Origin of the sequence: Rhizobium sp. NZLR10 (assembly GCF_019685125.1) — a bacterium.
GTDB lineage: Bacteria > Pseudomonadota > Alphaproteobacteria > Rhizobiales > Rhizobiaceae > Rhizobium.
The window spans coordinates 176,376-193,184 of the sequence record NZ_JABDWE010000002.1 but is presented as its reverse complement, the minus strand read 5'-3'; the positions used below and the strand labels follow the sequence as shown (position 1 = coordinate 193,184).

The window sequence follows — 16,809 nt, the reverse complement described above, 5'->3', positions numbered from 1 at the left end:
GATAACGACATGCAAAACAAAAAGCTTGAGGACATGAGGAGATTTCCCGATGACCAATCCGGCCGCTTATGACGACAACAATATCTTCGCCAAGATCCTGCGCGGCGAAATCCCCTCGCACCGTATCTATGAGGACCAGCATACGATCGCCTTCATGGATGTGATGCCGCAGGCGCCGGGCCATGTGCTCGTCGTGCCGAAGGCGGCGTCGCGCAATATTCTCGATGCCGATCCAGTCACCCTCAGCCATGCGATTACCGTCGTTCAGAAGATCGCCAATGCGGTCAAGGAGGTCTTCGACGCCGACGGCGTGTTCATCGCCCAGTTCAATGAACCGGCGGCCGGGCAAACGGTGTTTCATCTGCATTTCCACATCATCCCGCGCAACGAGGGCGCAGCACTCAAGCCGCATTCCGGTAAGATGGAGGATGGCGCCGTGCTTGCCGCCAATGCCGAAAAGATCAGGGCGGCGCTGGCCTGACATCGACCCCTGCCGACGCGAGGCGGAGGCAACGGAAAAAGCTTAATGCGAAAAGGCCGCGGATGACGCGGCCTTTTCCGATTCAATGACGAAAGCTCACTTCTTGCGCGGGACCTTCGGAACCGCGCTGCCCTTTTTGGGCGCGTCGCGGACCTCAGGCTCGGCCTGCGGGACCGCCTTGGCGCGGGTCTTAGGGGCCGCCTTCGTCTTCAGCTCGCCATCACCGTGGTCGTCGGCTTCGGGATGGGTGACTTCAGCTTCCGGCTTCGGCTTGATCGGCGCCGTCTCCGGTATGGCTTCCAGCACGATGCCCGGCTTGCCGTCTTCCTTCGGGCCGACGGTGACGTTGACGACGCCACCCTTCTTCAGCTTGCCGAAGAGGATCTCGTTGGCCAGCGGCTTCTTGATGGTGTCCTGGATGACGCGGGCAAGCGGGCGGGCGCCCATCTTCTCGTCGTAACCCTTTTCCGAAAGCCAGGCGATCGCATCCTCATGCAGGTCGAAGGTGACGTTCCTTTCGGAAAGCTGGGCCTCCAGCTGCATGATGAACTTCTGTACGACCTTGTGGATCACAGCCGTCGGCAGCGCCGCGAAAGGAATGATCGCGTCGAGACGGTTGCGGAACTCCGGCGTGAACAGGCGGGTCAGCGCCTCCTCGTCCTCGCCGGTGCGCTTGGACGAGCCAAATCCGATCGCCGCCTTGGCCATTTCCGAGGCGCCCGCATTCGTCGTCATGATCAGGATGACGTTACGGAAGTCGATCTTCTTGCCGTTATGGTCGGTCAGCGTGCCGTGGTCCATGACCTGCAGCAGGATATTGTAGATGTCGGGATGCGCCTTCTCGATTTCGTCGAGCAACACCACACAATGCGGGTGCTGGTCGACGCCGTCGGTCAGAAGGCCGCCCTGGTCGAAGCCGACATAGCCGGGAGGCGCTCCGAGCAGACGCGACACCGTGTGCCGCTCCATATATTCCGACATGTCGAAGCGCAGAAGCTCGACACCGAGCGACGATGCCAGCTGCTTTGCCACCTCGGTCTTGCCGACGCCGGTCGGACCGGAGAAGACATAAGCACCTATCGGCTTGTTCGGCTCACGCAGGCCGGCACGGGCGAGCTTGATCGAGGTCGAAAGGGCTTCGATCGCGATATCCTGACCATAGACGACCGAACGCAGTTCCTTCTCGAGATTGGCGAGCACCGCTTCGTCGTCTTTGGAGACGGTCTTCGGCGGAATGCGCGCCATCGTGGCGACCGTCGCCTCGATCTCCTTTTCGGTGATCAGCTTGCGGCGCTTTGACGGCGGCAGCAGCATCTGGGCCGCACCGGTTTCGTCGATGACGTCGATTGCCTTATCCGGCAACTTGCGGTCGGAGATATAGCGGGCCGAAAGTTCGACGGCCGACTTGATGGCATCGTTCGAATAGCGCAGGTGGTGATACTCTTCGAAATAGGGCTTGAGGCCCTTCATGATCTCGATCGCATCTTCGATCGACGGCTCGCTGACGTCGATTTTCTGGAATCTGCGAACCAGCGCCCGGTCCTTCTCGAAGAACTGGCGATATTCCTTGTAGGTGGTCGAGCCGATGCAACGGATCGCGCCCGACGACAGAGCCGGCTTCAGAAGGTTCGATGCATCCATCGCGCCCCCCGAGGTGGCGCCGGCGCCGATCACCGTGTGAATCTCATCGATGAAGAGCACGGCACCCGGATATTCTTCCAGTTCCTTGACGACCTGCTTCAGGCGCTCCTCGAAATCGCCGCGGTAGCGCGTGCCGGCGAGCAGCGTGCCCATGTCGAGCGAGAAAATCGTCGCGTCGGCCAGCGCTTCCGGAACCTTGCCTTCGACGATGCGCTTGGCAAGCCCTTCGGCGATCGCCGTCTTGCCGACGCCGGGATCACCGACGTAGAGCGGATTATTCTTCGAACGGCGGCACAGGATCTGGATGGTGCGGCTCACCTCGGCGTGACGGCCGATCAGCGGGTCGATCTTGCCGCCCTTGGCTTTCTCGTTGAGATTGACGCAATAGGCCTTGAGCGCATCCTGCTGCTTCTTGGGGCCGCCCTCTTCCTCGCCGCCGCGGGCCGTCGGCTTGCTGCTTTCGGCTTCGTCCTCGGCGCCGCGCGGGGGGCGAGCGTCCGAAGCACCCGGGCGCTTTCCGATACCGTGCGAGATATAGTTGACGGCATCGTAGCGGGTCATCTCCTGCTCCTGCAGGAAATAGGCGGCATGGCTTTCGCGCTCGGCGAAGATCGCAACGAGCACATTGGCGCCGGTCACTTCTTCGCGGCCGGACGATTGCACGTGGATGACGGCACGCTGGATGACACGCTGGAAGCCGGAGGTCGGCTTCGAATCCTCGTCATAACCGGTGATCAGATTGGAAAGTTCATTATCGACATATTCGACGAGCGTTTTGCGCAGCGCGTCGAGATCGACATTGCAGGCTCCCATGACCGCGGCCGCATCGGCATCGTCGATCAGGGCGAGCAGCAGATGCTCAAGCGTCGCATATTCGTGGTGCCGCTCATTGGCAAAGGTCAGTGCCTGATGGAGCGCCTTCTCTAAGCTAGGCGAAAATGTTGGCACGTTCAGATCCTCACTTCTTTTCCATGACGCATTGCAGCGGATGCTGGTGCTGCCGGGCGAAGTCCATCACCTGGCTGACCTTCGTTTCCGCTACCTCGTATGTGAATATTCCGCATTCGCCGACGCCGTGGTTGTGGACATGGAGCATAATGCGGGTGGCACTTTCACGATCCTTTTGAAAAAAACGCTCCAGAATGTGGATGACGAATTCCATGGGAGTGTAGTCATCATTCAAAAGCAGCACGCGGTAGAGATTGGGCTTCTTGGTCTTCGGCTTGGTGCGTGTGATGACCGAGGTTCGATTTCCGTTCTCCCCGTTCCTTTCGCCGTCATTCTGCATCCGGATCGGCTTTGCGATCATTGTCATTCATTCCTCAAGCAATCCGGCCTCAAGCAATCCGGCGGAGCATGGGAGGGTGCTTTTCCCGCCGAATATCTGAAACACTAACTTAGTTCATAATAGGCCGATTTTAAGCCCCCTGTCAGTCACTGCAATCAAGAAATGGCCGGCATGCACGGGAAAGACCAAAAAAGTCCCCGGCCGATCCCATGGAGGCGTTGCGGCGAAAGTGGAAACAAAAAGACCGGCTACAGATGCGTAGCCGGTCCTCATTTTTCAATATGTAGCGCAGGTTGCGCCTGCAGAATCAGTTCAGGCGGCAGCAGGCGTCGAAATCGGCGCCGGCTTGGTGGTCTTGGCGACGGCAGCGGCTACAGGCGCTTCATAGGGCTTGTAAGCGGATTTGGCCAGATCGGCATACATCTCGCTGAGCTTCGTTGTCTCGGAGACGAAGCCTTCGAAATATGCCTTGACGTAGTTGCTCTGCAGTTCGAAAGCGGCTTCGAAGCTCTTGACGCCAGCCAGGGTTTCGAAATGCGTCACCGCGTCCTGAAAGGATTTCTTCGAATAGTCCGTGGCCTCGGCGGCAATCGCCTGGAAGCCCCTGGTGGTGTCGGAATAGGTTTTCAGCGCCGTATCGACGGCTTCCTTGCTCTTCCTGTTTGCATCGTCAAAGTTGAACATGACCGTCCTCCATTAGGCTGTGGGATGGCGGCAGGGTAGCTGCAACGCACAAATAGTCAAGTAGTCTTGTGCGCTGCAGCACTCCCATGAGTTGTGTGGCAATAATAAAACAAAGGATGCGCGCCGGGGCACGTACATCTTTAACTGATTTTGCTAATATATATCAGATCACTGCAACCGGAAGCTTTAAAATTAATTTTGGCTCGGCAGCCAAAAAACAAAAAGGACCGAACGGATCGCGCCGTTCGGTCCTTTGAACGCATTCGAACACGATCAGAGATCGACGTCGAGGATCGCCATCGAAAAGTTGTAGGAGCGATCGCCGTCCTCGTCATCGATATAGACGAGGCCTAGAAATTCTTCGCCGAGATAGACCTCCGCAGAATCATCCTTGCGCGGACGCGCCTTGACGGCGACCTGCGGGTTGAGCGTGCGTTTGAAATAGGCGTCGAGCTTCTTGATTTCTTCAGGCTTCACTCTGTCATCTCCGTAAACGGTCTTGATTGGCCGCTTCTTGCACAGGAAAAGCAGCGGTGTAAAGGCAAGGTTGCCACATGGCAATTTCTGTCCCCGCACGGTTTCCGCCGATTTTACCCGATCCTTTTCTCCGGCGGCCGCTCAGATATCGGCGCCTATCACCTGGTCCATGTTGCGCGACGGCTCGGAACAACCGGCTTCGCCGACGACCTTGGCCGGCACGCCGGCGACTGTCTTTTTGGGCGGAACGGCCTTCAATACGACGGAGCCGGCGGCAACGCGTGAGCAGAAGCCGATCTCGATATTGCCGAGGATCTTTGCGCCAGCACCGATCATGACGCCGCTGCCGATCTTCGGATGGCGGTCGGCGCCCTCTTTGCCGGTGCCGCCGAGCGTGACGCCATGCAAGATCGAGACGTTGTCGCCGATAACCGCCGTCTCGCCGACGACGAGGCCGGTGGCGTGATCGAGGAAAATGCCCTTGCCGATACGAGCGGCCGGATTGATGTCGGTCTGGAAGACGCTGGAGGAGCGGCTCTGCAGATAGAGCGCGAAATCACGACGGCCGCGGTTCAGCAGCCAATGCGCGAGACGGTGTGTCTGCAGCGCATGGAAGCCCTTGAAATAGAGCACTGCTTCCATGAAGCGGAGGCACGCGGGATCGCGGTCGTAGATGGCCTGGATATCGACACGCAGAATGGTGCTCCACTCCGGCCAGTCGAGGAGCATTTCCTCGAAGGTCTGGCGAAGCAGGGTCGCCTGTATGTCGGGATGATCGAGACGTTCGCAGATGCGATGGATGGCGCATTCCTCGAGCGAACGATGGTTGATCACCGTCGCGTAGAGGAAGGCGGCAAGAACCGGGTCTCGTTCGGCGGCGAGCCGGGCTTCCTCGCGCAGGTTATCCCAGATGGGGTCCATCACCTTCAACGGTTGGCCTGTCTCAAAAGCTCGAATGTCAGTCTTTGCGACCATCGCCGCTCTCCTCGTTGCCAGCCGGAATGCCGTTTTCGGAATGCCAATATATAGGGGAAAACGCCAATAACATAAATGGGTGCCGTCGCCATGGTTTTTTAGCATGGTTTTTCGGCATCACGATGATGTCAGCGCCGATGTCACCGGCAATATCACCCTCTGGCAACGCTCGCGTAGAAGGCCAATACCGCCTGCTTGAAAACCCTGTCGCCGACGGCGAGCATATGATCGCGGCCCGGAATATCGAGCGCTTCGGCATTCGGCATCAGCGCCGCCAATTCCTGCGGCGAGCCGGCGATATCATCCCTGGTGCCGACGCCGATCAGCGTCGGCACGTCGAGCCCGGCGATATCCGAGCGGGCAACGAGATCGCGCGAACCGCGGATGCAGTCGGCGAGAGCGACGCGGTCACTTTTCGTCTGGTCGGCGAAGGCGCGGAACATGCGGCCGCGGTCATGCGTCACGTCTTCCAGCGAGGGAGCCAGCAGCGCGTCGGCGATGGGGTCCCAGTCGCCGACGCCGTCGGTCATGCCGATGCCGAGGCCGCCGAGCACCAGTGAACGGACGCGATGCGGATTGGCAAGGGCGGCAAAGACGGAAATGCGCGCGCCCATCGAATAGCCCATGACATTGGCTTGCGGAATGCCGAGATGGTCCAGCAGCGCGATCGCATCGCCGGCCATCACCCAGGGGCGATAGGCTTCGGAATCGTGCGGTTTGTCGCTTGCGCCGTGGCCGCGATTGTCGATGGCGATCACCCGATAGCCGGCATCGCCAAGCGTCTTCAGCCAGCCCGGATGCACCCAGTTGACGTTTGCCGTCGAAGCAAAACCGTGGATCAACAGAACAGGCTCGCCGGCCGGATCGCCCTCATCAAAGAAGGCGAGCTGCAATCCGTCATGGGTGAAGCTTGAAAATACAGGCGTATTCAGGTTCATCAGGTCTTCCTTTTTGGCGCGACCATAGTCGAGCGATCTTTCATCGTGAAGCCAAAAACTGTGGCCAAAAACTGTGCCTGGCGCGGCGCTTTGGCTCTACACATTTGCGGCGAAGGCTTATAAGGTCCGCGCACATTTCAAAGCATTCGGAGAGCGATATGGCCGGTCACAACATTCCCCACTTCCAGAACGACGGCGGTCACCGGGTTATCGAAGTCGGCGTCAAGGAATTCATGTGCACCGGCGCTTCGGCCCCGTTCGACCATCCGCATATCTTCATCGACATGGGTGACGATAACGAGAAGGTCTGTTCCTACTGCTCGACTCTCTATCGCTTCAATTCCGCGCTCAAGTCCAGCCAGACCAATCCGGCCGGCTGCGTTTTCCACGTGAAGGCGGCCTAACCGCCGGACGGATCGGACGGATAATGCCGGTCGAACATGCTGCCATCATCGGCGCCGGGATATCAGGGCTGACCGCTGCGCTTTCGCTTTCGCGCCGGGACATCAGCTCTGACATCTTCGAGCAGGCAGGCGAACTTGCCGACATCGGCGCCGGATTGCAGGTTTCGCCGAACGCCTCCCGCATCCTTGCCGAACTCGGTATCCTTGAAGGGCTGTCAAAGGCCTGGCTCGAGCCTGAGGCAATCCGGCTAATATCCGGCAGTTCGCTGCGCCAGCTCGCAGCTGTGCCAGCAGGCAAATTCGTGCGGCAACGCTGGGGCGCTCCCTATGGTGTCCTGCATCGCAGCACATTGCAGAAAGCGCTTCTCGCTGCGGTCGAGGCCGATCCGCTCTGCCGGCTTCACCTCGGCGTCCGGATGGACGCGACGCTGCCGCCTTTCGAGCGCGACGCCGATGTCGTCATCGGCGCCGACGGCGTCTGGTCGAAGCTCCGGCAATCCGTTCAGGGCAGCCCCTCACCGCACTTTTCCGGCAATATCGCCTACCGCTTTACCATTGCCGAGGATGCGGCGCCCGGTTTCCTCGACCGGACAAGCGTTTCGGCGTTTCTCGGCGGTTCGGCGCATCTCGTCTGTTACCCCTTAAGGGAGACCGGCAGCTTCAACATGGTGGCGATCACCGCCGGCAATAGCGCACCGCAGGCCTGGCAAAGCGAACCGACGGCCGAGCAGCGTGCCCAGCTCAGGAGCCGCTTTTCCGGCTGGAACGCCGCGATCGTCTCGCTGCTCGAACAACACCGGACGCTGACCTTCTGGCCGCTGTTCGAGACCAGCGCTGGTGCGTGGCAGGATGGCCGCAAGACTGTGCTGATCGGCGACGCCGCGCATGCGATGATGCCGTTTGCCGCACAGGGAGCGGCCATGGCGATCGAAGACGCCTACGAACTTGCCGCATTTCTTTCCAACCGTCCGGTGGCGGAGGCCCTATTGCTCTTCGAAAGACATCGAGCGCCACGCATTGCCAAGCTTCGCCAGCGCGGCGCCTTCAACCGGTTTGCCTATCATGCGAAAGGGCCGATCCGGATCGGCCGCGATCTCGTGCTCGGCCTCAAGCCGCCGCAAAGCCTGGCGGCGGATCTCGACTGGATCTACGGCTATCGCGCTCTGGGCCTACCATAAAACGCCGCAAGCCGGGCCAGCGCCCGGTATCGCTCAAACCGCGCTTGCCGCCGCAAAGCCCCGTTCGATATCAGCCTTGAGGTCAACCACATCCTCGATGCCGATCTGCAGGCGGATGACCGCACCGTCGGTCGGAGCCTTGGCGACCGTGCGGTCGTTGAGATAGGCGTGCAAAGCGAGGCTCTCATAGCCGCCCCAGGAATAGCCGAGGCCGAAAATCCTCAGCGCATCGAGGAAGGCATGCGCTTTTGCTCTAGATTTCTCGGGACCATCCGCGGCAAGCACGAAGGAAAAGATGCCGCTGGCGCCCTTGAAATCGCGCTTCCAGAGATGGTGAGAGGGAAAGCTCGGCAGGGCCGGATGCAGCACGCGGGCGACGTCCTCCCTGCCCTCCAGCCATTCTGCAATATCAAGCGCGCTTTCATAGTGCCGCTCGAGGCGCAGGCCCATGGTACGCAATCCGCGCAGAATCTGGTAGGCGTCATCGGGTGCGCCGCAGATGCCGAGCACACCGTTTGCTTCCTTCAGCCGCTCCCAGTGTTCGGCATTGGCCGACACCGTTCCGAGCAGGATATCGGAATGGCCGGACGGATATTTCGTCGATGCGTGGATTGAGATGTCGACGCCATGATCGAGCGGTCGGAAATAGAGCGGCGTCGCCCAGGTATTGTCCATCATGACGACGGCGCCGTGGCGGTGCGCAACCGCCGAGATTGCCGGAATATCCTGCATCTCAAAGGTGTTGGAGCCGGGAGCTTCGGTGTGAACGAGCTTGGTGTTCGGCCGGAACAGGCCCTCGATGCCGGCGCCGATCGCCGGATCGTAATATTCCACCTCGACGCCAAGACGCTTCAACATCGTGTCGCAGAAATGGCGCGTCGGTCCGTAGACCGAATCGACGACGAGCGCATGGTCGCCGGCAGCGACGAAACCCAGGAACGGAATGGTGACGGCCGCAAGACCCGAGGGAACGAGGATCGTGCCGGCCGAGCCTTCGAGTGCGTCGATCGCTTCGCAGAGCGCGTCCGTCGTCGGGGTGCCGCGCGTTCCGTAGGTATATTTCTGCGCGCGCGTCTCCATCGTCCGCGCATTCGGGAACAACACTGTCGAGGCGTGCACGACCGGCGGATTGACGAAACCGTGATAGTCGAAGGGGTCGTTGCCGATATGGGTCAGTCGGGTGTTGATGCCGGCATTCTGCAGCAAGCTGTCTTTGTCTTTCATCTCGTAAATAGCCTTTGGCGAGGGGCACGAAACCAGACTTTTGGACGCCCCGCCGTGTCCGGTCAACCCCTAGACGACCGGTTGCGGGCGCCCTCGGGGATGATGGATTTTCCGAATTTCGCGTTATTTTTCCGCACCCGGACGCCTATTTCATAGTCAACCGCCCTCGAATGCGGCGCAATCTGCCAAAATTCCGAATTTTGCCGCAATTATTGATGGCGACACTTGACCATGGTGACATTTGCGACTGTGATAGGGCACTCGCGCCGGGAGGGTGTCGAGACAATGGGGGCGGCAGGTTTTTCCGCCGGAACTCCCCCACAAGAAAATATAAGACAACGGAAAAGGTTGGGAAAAATGAAGAACAAGCTTCTGTCCGCCGCTCTTGGCGCAGCAGTTTTCGCTCTTGGCGCCTCGGCTGCCTCGGCCACGACACTCACCGATGTAAAGGCTAAAGGTTTCGTTCAGTGCGGTGTCAATACCGGCCTTACCGGCTTTGCCGCACCTGACGCTTCCGGCAATTGGGCTGGCTTCGACGTCGACTTCTGCAAGGCCGTAGCTTCGGCCGTCTTCGGCGACCCCACCAAGGTCAAGTACACGCCGACAAATGCGAAGGAGCGCTTCACGGCTCTGCAGTCCGGCGAAATCGACGTTCTCTCGCGCAATACGACCTGGACGATCAATCGCGACACAGCGCTCGGCTTCAATTTCCGTCCTGTCACCTATTATGACGGTCAGGGCTTCATGGTGCGCAAGAGCCTGAACGTGAAGTCGGCGCTGGAACTTTCCGGCGCTGCAATCTGCGTGCAGTCGGGCACGACCACGGAACTGAACCTCGCCGATTACTTCAAGACGAACAATCTGCAGTACAATCCGGTCGTCTTCGAAAATCTTCCTGAGGTCAACGCAGCTTACGATTCCGGTCGTTGCGACGTTTACACGACCGACCAATCCGGTCTCTATTCATTGCGTCTTACGCTGAAGAATCCCGACGAACATGTCATTCTTCCTGAGATCATCTCGAAGGAGCCGCTTGGCCCGGCCGTCCGTCAGGGCGACGATCAGTGGTTCGATATCGTTTCCTGGACGGCTTATGCGCTGATCAATGCCGAAGAGTTCGGCATCACCCAGGCAAATGTCGACGAGATGAAGAACTCGCCGAACCCTGACATCAAGCGCTTCCTTGGCAGCGAGGCCGATACCAAGATCGGCACCGATCTCGGCCTGACCAATGAGTGGGCCTACAACGTCATCAAGGGCGTCGGCAACTATGGCGAAATCTTCGAGCGCAACATCGGCCAGGGTAGCCCGCTCAAGATCGCACGCGGTTTGAATGCTCTCTGGAACAAGGGCGGCATCCAGTACGCGCCGCCGGTTCGTTAATCGAACTCTGGCATAAAATCCGGGATGGCGGCCAAGCCGCCCTCCCATCTTCCAAAAAGCAAAAAGAAAGCCCGAAAACGGGCACAAGGGGATTGGCGCGGCATGACGCATGGGGCTGTGGATACGACACCTTTGCATGGCACCGGCTGGACTTTCCGGTCGGCAATGTACGACCCGAAATACCGGAGCATATTTTTCCAGGTTCTGACAATCGTTGTCCTCGTGGCGTTTGTGTGGTGGGTGGCCCACAACACGGCCGTAAACCTTGCCCGCAGCAATACAGCATCGGGCTTCGGCTTTCTTCGCGGTCGCGCCGGTTTCGAAATCGGCCAGTCGCTGATCAGCTTTTCGAGCGACTCGACCTATGCGCGCGCACTTGTCGTCGGCATTCTGAATACCTTGCTGGTGGCGGTGACCGGCATATTCACGGCGACCATCATTGGCTTCCTGATCGGGATCGGCCGGCTGTCGCACAACTGGCTGATTGCCAAGCTCTGCACGGTCTATGTCGAAATCTTCCGCAACATTCCGCCGCTGCTCGTCATCTTTTTCTGGTATCTTGGCGTTCTCTCGGTCTTGCCACAGCCGCGCGAGTCGGTGGGTCTGCCATTCAGCATGTTCCTTAATAACAGAGGACTAGCCTTCCCGAAGCCGATCTTCGAGACAGGCATGATTGCGGTCGGGATCGCCCTGGTGATCGGGATTGTTGTCGCCATCGTCATGGCGCGCTGGGCTCATAAGCGCCAGGCGGCAACCGGCCAGCCGTTCCACACGGTATGGGTGTCGATCGCGCTGATCGTCGGCTTGCCATTGCTGGTCTTCGTTGTCTCAGGTTTTCCGCTAAGCTTCGACTTTCCCGTCGCTGGAAAGTTCAACCTGACGGGCGGCTCCGTCGTCGGCCCCGAATTCATGTCGCTGTTTCTCGCTCTGTCCTTTTATACCGCCTCGTTCATTGCCGAGATCGTTCGCGGCGGCATTCGCGGCGTTCCGAAGGGGCAATCCGAGGCAGCCGGCGCGCTGGGGCTGCATCCATCGAGCGTGACGAGACTTGTCGTGGTACCGCAGGCACTGCGTATCATCATCCCGCCGCTGACCAGCCAGTATTTGAACCTGACCAAGAACTCCTCACTCGCCATCGCGATCGGCTTTTCGGATCTTGTTGCCGTCGGCGGCACGATCCTCAACCAGAGCGGTCAAGCGATCGAGATCGTTTGCATCTGGGCTATCGTCTATCTCAGCTTGAGCATTCTCACGTCGCTGTTCATGAATTGGTTCAATGCCAAGATGGCACTGGTGGAGAGATAAAATGTCGATCACCGATAAACCCTTCGTCAGAACGTCAATCCTGGCCGCCGAGCCGCCTCCGCGCGGAGAAAGGGGGGCCGGCGCCTGGATACGCCGTAATCTCCTTGCTACCCCGAAGGACGTGGTCCTGACGATCCTGGCTCTTGCGCTGATCGCATGGGCCGTGCCGCATCTCGTCAACTGGCTGTTCATCCAGGCCGTATGGTCCGGGCCGGACCGCACATTCTGCGCGACGACGGTCCAGGGCGGCATCCAGCCTGACGGCTGGAGTGGCGCATGCTGGGCCTTCATCAGCGCCAAGTACGACCAGTTTATCTTCGGCCGCTATCCGCTCAGTGAGCGTTGGAGGCCGGCGATCGTCGGGATCCTCTTCATTCTGCTTCTTGTTCCGATGCTTATCCCTTCGGCACCGCGCAAGGGCCTGAACGCCATTCTTCTGTTCGCCGCCCTGCCGATCATCGCCTTCTGGCTTCTTCACGGGGGGTACGGCCTCGAAGTGGTGGAGACTCCGCTCTGGGGCGGGTTGATGGTCACGCTCGTCCTGTCCTTTGTCGGTATTGCCGTTTCCTTACCCTGCGGCATTCTGCTTGCGCTGGGACGCCGCTCGAAGATGCCCGTCATCCGCATGCTCTGCGTTACTTTCATCGAGGTCATTCGAGGCGTTCCGCTGATCACCGTTCTGTTCATGGCAAGCGTGATGTTGCCGCTTTTCCTTCCAACCGGCTGGAACGTGGACAAACTCCTGCGGGCCGTGATCGGCGTTTCAATTTTCACGTCTGCCTATATGGCGGAAGTGATCCGCGGCGGCCTTCAGGCGATCCCCAAGGGACAGTTCGAAGGCGCAGATTCGCTTGGCCTCGGCTATTGGCAAAAGACCCGGCTGATCATCATGCCGCAGGCCATCAAGCTGGTGATCCCGAGCATCGTGAACACCTTCATCGGAACGTTCAAAGACACTTCGCTGGTCACCATTATCGGCATGTTCGATCTGCTCGGAATCGTCAAGCAGAACTTCTCCGATGCCAACTGGGCGAGCGCCGTCACGCCGATCACGGGTCTGATCTTCGCCGGCTTCGTCTTCTGGCTGTTCTGCTTCGGCATGTCGCGCTATTCAGGCTTCATGGAACGCCATCTCGATACCGGCCACAAACGATAAGAATGAGGGAAAATAGTCATGGCTGAAGCTCCAGCGAAAAAGCTCACCGTTTCCGCAACGGAAGTGGCGGTCGATATCGTCAATATGAACAAGTGGTACGGCGATTTCCACGTGCTGCGCGACATCAACCTCAAGGTCATGCGCGGCGAGCGCATCGTCATCGCCGGCCCGTCGGGTTCCGGCAAGTCGACGATGATCCGCTGCATCAACCGCCTGGAAGAGCATCAGAAGGGCCGCATTATCGTCGACGGCACAGAACTCACCAACGACCTGAAAAAGATCGACGAGGTCAGGCGCGAAGTCGGCATGGTGTTCCAGCACTTCAACCTCTTCCCGCACCTGACGATCCTCGAAAACTGCACTTTGGCGCCGATCTGGGTGCGCAAAATGCCGAAGAAGCAGGCGGAAGAGGTCGCCATGCACTTTCTGAAGCGCGTCAAGATCCCCGAGCAGGCCAACAAGTATCCGGGACAGCTTTCCGGCGGCCAGCAACAGCGCGTGGCGATCGCCAGGTCGCTGTGCATGAACCCGAAGATCATGCTGTTCGACGAGCCGACCTCGGCGCTCGATCCTGAAATGATCAAGGAAGTGCTCGACACCATGGTGGGTCTTGCCGAGGAAGGCATGACCATGCTCTGCGTGACCCATGAAATGGGCTTTGCCCGCCAGGTCGCCAACCGCGTCATCTTCATGGACCAGGGCCAGATCGTCGAGCAGAATTCGCCGGCCGAGTTCTTCGACAATCCGCAGCACGAACGCACCAAACTGTTCCTCAGCCAGATCCTGCATTAAGCTTAGGCGCTGAGACTTTTCAAAGACCCGCCTCGCCTTTCGGTTTGGCGGGTCTTTCACGTTCAGCGCGAGGCTGACGCCTGCAGCAGGCTACAGAGGCCGGCAAGACCGGAATCAGAGCCGCCTGAAGCAACGCCGCCCGGGGAGGAAATATCAGCGCAACGGACCAGCATCTTGCGCTGTTCATTGACCGGTCTTGCCAGGAAGGCCTCCAGAGTGCGGGCCTGCGATGCACTGAGGGTCTCCCCAGCTGCGGACCTGTTGCTGCCGCCTGCCCTGCCGACGGCAAGATCGGCATCAACGCCGCGGCCGCGCCTGACCGAGGCGGTGGTCTCGGTATCAAGCCCATCGGAACCGCCGATGCGTGCATTGAGATCGGCATTGACGCCGCGCCCGCCGCCGAGCCTGGCATTGGCGGTCGCATCGAGACCATTACGGCCGCCGACATTGGCGGTCGCATCGGCATTGACGCCCCTCGAACCGCCGACGGAAGCATTGGCATCGGCACTGACGCCGCTGCCGCCGCCAAGCGATGCCCTGACGTCGGCGCTGACGGCATTGCCTGCATTCACCGATACGCCGACGTCGATAGCGTGTGCATCGCTTGCCGGCATGGCAAGCAGGGCGCAGGTGGATGCAAGCACCGCCAGGGATAGTCTATTGTGGTTATGGGTCATGTTTTCCTCCGTTTCCATTCGCCGAGCGATCTGCCCGGCAACCGAAAATCGAGGAACGCGCGTACCTTCGATCGTCTGGACGCCTGCAACCTGCAGGACATCCATGGCAAGGCAACGTGAAGGGATGACGAATGTTTCACGACAGGGCGCGGCAAGTCGGCTCGGCGGCGTGCAATGATCTTTCACGGTTATTGAAATACGAATTACCAACCCCGACTGTGCCGAAAGCGAACATGTCTTGCCGTGACTAGAGCGACGGCCGAGTATTTCCTTCCCGGCTGCGTAAGGAACCTTCAGAGCCGGCAAGCAAAGCTCGGCTCTCGATGCGATTGGCGGCGATTGATTCATCCGCAGCCTTTTGCAGATCGGCTGCACTTTAAAGCATGTCGCGCAAAAGTGTGCAGCGGTTTTGCGGCAAAGATATACGTAAAAACAAAGAGCTAGAGCGCAAGCAGCGAATCCGAAAGATCGCGACGCGCTTTAGAACTGGACTCTCCACCATTGATTGAGGCGACAAAAAATAACTCGCTTCCGTCTGGATATATCAGGCAGGAAGTCCATGTTTCAGCATGTTCTCATCTAATGGAACTGGAGGTTCAAGAATGGGCATTTTCGACAAGATCAAACATGCAATCTTCGGAGAAGCGAAAGCAGCCGAACCCGTTGCATCAAGCGCGCCAAAGACGCAGCCCGCGCAGGCTCCTGTCTCGCCGTCGGCAGCGCCCAGTCCGGCACCTGCCGCCTCTCCCGCTCAGAGCAAGCCGGCTTCAACCACAGCCCCCGCCACAGCCACAGTCGATATCGTCCCTATCCTCGATGCGGCCGTGAAAAAGAGCGGCCAGAAACTCGATTGGCGCCACTCGATCGTGGATTTGATGAAAGCCGTCGGGATGGATGCAAGCCTGGCCGAGCGCAAGGAACTTGCCACCGAACTTGGCTATACCGGCGACAGCGGTGATTCCGCAAAAATGAATATGTGGCTGCACAAGGCGCTGATGAAGCGGCTTTCGGAAAATGGCGGCAAAGTACCGGCCGATCTCCTGGATTGATCCCTCGATTGATCAGTGACCGATAGCTGCCGCCACGTTGCGGCGGCGGCTATCCGACCGCCGGCGCTTGGCGATGGATGCTCACCTGTTCTTGGAGCGTCGGCAAGCCGGGGCCAACCGCCGATGAGTCCCCTTGCCCGAAGGCATTGGAACCAATAACGTTCTTCTCGATTACTTCGATTATCGATCAGGGGAGAATGAAATCCAATGAGATTGATGGCGGTCGTTGGCGTTGCGCTTAGCTTGAGTTTTATTTCTGCCGCGGAATCTCCTTCAAACTATCAATCCTACAGCGGCATTCGCGTCGATACCGACCCGGTCCTGCTGGCTCGCTACGACAAGGTGCTTCGGTGGTGCGTGCCGGAGGCAGGCTCATGGCGGCGCGGCTCGCCGGATCCACAAAGCCTGCCTTACAACGCAGCGCTCAGAAACTGCCTCTACAGGCACGGCTTCGTCGATAGAGGCGTCTACGCTTACCCCATTCCCCATGTTTACTTCGAGCATTTCTTGGATCGCTGAGAAGATCCGAGCAGCGCAGATCCGCGATAGAAATTCAAAGGTATAAACCCCACCGTATTGCGGGGGTCTTATCGACTACGCCTGCCCACAAATCCGATGAGTTTCCAGATCGAGCCGCTGCCGCGAGGGGCAACTCATAGGTTTGCTGCGACCGTCGATATGCTTCTTTACAACGCGGCGAGCAAACCAGGGACCCTGCGGGGCGGCCCTTATATAAAATGAATATGCTGCATGGATCTTGCACACCGGATTGATCCAAGCCGGGTCGGCCGACGGAGCAAGCTCGATTATATAGAGAGGGACTTCCCCGCCACCGGTCTAAGCGCCACCGTTCCGAGGTCTCGCACCCGGATCCCTCTCGTGCCAGCCGCTTCGGCAATGAGTTGAGTGGCGAGCAATTGACCGGGTGATGCAAGCGCTGCGATTCGTGCTGCAATGTTGACGGTCGCTCCAAAGAGATCGGCTGCTCTGCGGATGACTGGGCCGTGGTTTAGCCCCGCTCGAGTGAGTAGTAGGCGGTTCTTTGCGGCATGCCTGCAGCGGCGTCCGAGTACCTGGGGATCGCTGTATCGGGCTCAGAAAACGACGGCATTGTCTTATCGCCGATCCGTTTGATGGGGGGCTGATTGTGAAGTTCG

18 protein-coding genes are annotated in these 16,809 nt (G+C 59.2%); 9 read left to right on the top strand and 9 right to left on the bottom strand.

Annotated elements, in window-relative coordinates; all coding sequences use genetic code 11:
* The first annotated feature begins 49 nt into the window (after positions 1–49).
* Positions 50–481 carry an HIT family protein gene (locus tag HJB82_RS04170; RefSeq protein ID WP_221139615.1) on the top strand — a complete coding sequence of 144 codons (432 nt, stop codon included), beginning with the start codon at positions 50–52 and terminating at the stop codon, positions 479–481.
* 96 nt (positions 482–577) lie between these two features.
* On the opposite strand, the gene clpA is transcribed toward HJB82_RS04170, so the two are convergent.
* The 6 genes from clpA to HJB82_RS04140 form a co-directional block, all read right to left on the bottom strand.
* Complete coding sequence (gene clpA, locus HJB82_RS04165; RefSeq protein ID WP_207584075.1) at positions 578–3,070, bottom strand: ATP-dependent Clp protease ATP-binding subunit ClpA; 2,493 nt, start codon at positions 3,068–3,070, stop codon at positions 578–580.
* 10 nt (positions 3,071–3,080) lie between these two features.
* The gene (clpS, locus tag HJB82_RS04160; protein ID WP_007628652.1) at positions 3,081–3,431 is read right to left on the bottom strand and encodes an ATP-dependent Clp protease adapter ClpS; all 351 of its coding nucleotides are present in this window, start codon (positions 3,429–3,431) and stop codon (positions 3,081–3,083) included.
* A gap of 291 nt (positions 3,432–3,722) precedes the next feature.
* Positions 3,723–4,094: a phasin family protein gene (locus HJB82_RS04155; protein ID WP_207584074.1), complete on the bottom strand. Its 372-nt coding sequence runs from the start codon at positions 4,092–4,094 to the stop codon at positions 3,723–3,725.
* A 273-nt stretch (positions 4,095–4,367) separates the two neighbouring features.
* The gene (locus HJB82_RS04150; RefSeq protein WP_207584073.1) at positions 4,368–4,571 is read right to left on the bottom strand and encodes a DUF3126 family protein; all 204 of its coding nucleotides are present in this window, start codon (positions 4,569–4,571) and stop codon (positions 4,368–4,370) included.
* Between the two features lie 141 nt (positions 4,572–4,712).
* Entirely contained in the window at positions 4,713–5,546 is an 834-nt protein-coding gene (gene cysE / locus HJB82_RS04145) for a serine O-acetyltransferase (RefSeq protein WP_207584072.1), read from the bottom strand.
* Positions 5,547–5,698: 152 nt separating this feature from the next.
* Positions 5,699–6,484 (bottom strand): alpha/beta fold hydrolase, encoded by a 786-nt coding sequence (locus HJB82_RS04140; RefSeq protein ID WP_221139614.1) that lies wholly within the window; start codon positions 6,482–6,484, stop codon positions 5,699–5,701.
* 158 nt (positions 6,485–6,642) lie between these two features.
* Here HJB82_RS04140 and HJB82_RS04135 point away from each other — a divergent pair, with 158 nt between their 5' ends.
* Both HJB82_RS04135 and HJB82_RS04130 read left to right on the top strand, forming a co-directional pair.
* Positions 6,643–6,888: a zinc-finger domain-containing protein gene (locus tag HJB82_RS04135; protein ID WP_207584070.1), complete on the top strand. Its 246-nt coding sequence runs from the start codon at positions 6,643–6,645 to the stop codon at positions 6,886–6,888.
* 23 nt (positions 6,889–6,911) lie between these two features.
* Positions 6,912–8,066 carry an FAD-dependent monooxygenase gene (locus HJB82_RS04130; RefSeq protein WP_221133038.1) on the top strand — a complete coding sequence of 385 codons (1,155 nt, stop codon included), beginning with the start codon at positions 6,912–6,914 and terminating at the stop codon, positions 8,064–8,066.
* A 33-nt stretch (positions 8,067–8,099) separates the two neighbouring features.
* On the opposite strand, the gene HJB82_RS04125 is transcribed toward HJB82_RS04130, so the two are convergent.
* Positions 8,100–9,290, bottom strand: coding sequence for a cystathionine beta-lyase (locus HJB82_RS04125; RefSeq protein ID WP_221133037.1), 1,191 nt, complete (start codon positions 9,288–9,290; stop codon positions 8,100–8,102).
* Positions 9,291–9,647: 357 nt separating this feature from the next.
* On the opposite strand from HJB82_RS04125, the gene HJB82_RS04120 reads away from it, so the two are divergent.
* From HJB82_RS04120 to HJB82_RS04105, 4 genes are all read left to right on the top strand, one after another.
* Entirely contained in the window at positions 9,648–10,673 is a 1,026-nt protein-coding gene (locus tag HJB82_RS04120) for an amino acid ABC transporter substrate-binding protein (RefSeq protein ID WP_207584067.1), read from the top strand.
* 102 nt (positions 10,674–10,775) lie between these two features.
* Positions 10,776–11,978 (top strand): amino acid ABC transporter permease, encoded by a 1,203-nt coding sequence (locus HJB82_RS04115; RefSeq protein WP_221117283.1) that lies wholly within the window; start codon positions 10,776–10,778, stop codon positions 11,976–11,978.
* A gap of 1 nt (position 11,979) precedes the next feature.
* Entirely contained in the window at positions 11,980–13,134 is a 1,155-nt protein-coding gene (locus tag HJB82_RS04110) for an amino acid ABC transporter permease (protein ID WP_221117284.1), read from the top strand.
* A gap of 18 nt (positions 13,135–13,152) precedes the next feature.
* Positions 13,153–13,926 carry an amino acid ABC transporter ATP-binding protein gene (locus HJB82_RS04105; protein WP_003579010.1) on the top strand — a complete coding sequence of 258 codons (774 nt, stop codon included), beginning with the start codon at positions 13,153–13,155 and terminating at the stop codon, positions 13,924–13,926.
* Between the two features lie 62 nt (positions 13,927–13,988).
* Here the strand turns inward: HJB82_RS04105 and HJB82_RS04100 are convergent, their stop codons facing one another.
* Positions 13,989–14,603: a hypothetical protein gene (locus HJB82_RS04100; protein ID WP_221139613.1), complete on the bottom strand. Its 615-nt coding sequence runs from the start codon at positions 14,601–14,603 to the stop codon at positions 13,989–13,991.
* A 602-nt stretch (positions 14,604–15,205) separates the two neighbouring features.
* On the opposite strand from HJB82_RS04100, the gene HJB82_RS04095 reads away from it, so the two are divergent.
* The gene (locus HJB82_RS04095) at positions 15,206–15,652 is read left to right on the top strand and encodes a DUF3597 domain-containing protein (protein ID WP_207584063.1); all 447 of its coding nucleotides are present in this window, start codon (positions 15,206–15,208) and stop codon (positions 15,650–15,652) included.
* A gap of 207 nt (positions 15,653–15,859) precedes the next feature.
* Positions 15,860–16,171: a hypothetical protein gene (locus tag HJB82_RS04090; protein WP_207584062.1), complete on the top strand. Its 312-nt coding sequence runs from the start codon at positions 15,860–15,862 to the stop codon at positions 16,169–16,171.
* Positions 16,172–16,458: 287 nt separating this feature from the next.
* Here HJB82_RS04090 and HJB82_RS31495 read toward each other — a convergent pair whose 3' ends face one another.
* Positions 16,459–16,647, bottom strand: coding sequence for an adenylate/guanylate cyclase domain-containing protein (locus HJB82_RS31495; RefSeq protein ID WP_311044048.1), 189 nt, complete (start codon positions 16,645–16,647; stop codon positions 16,459–16,461).
* Between the last annotated feature and the right edge of the window lie 162 nt (positions 16,648–16,809).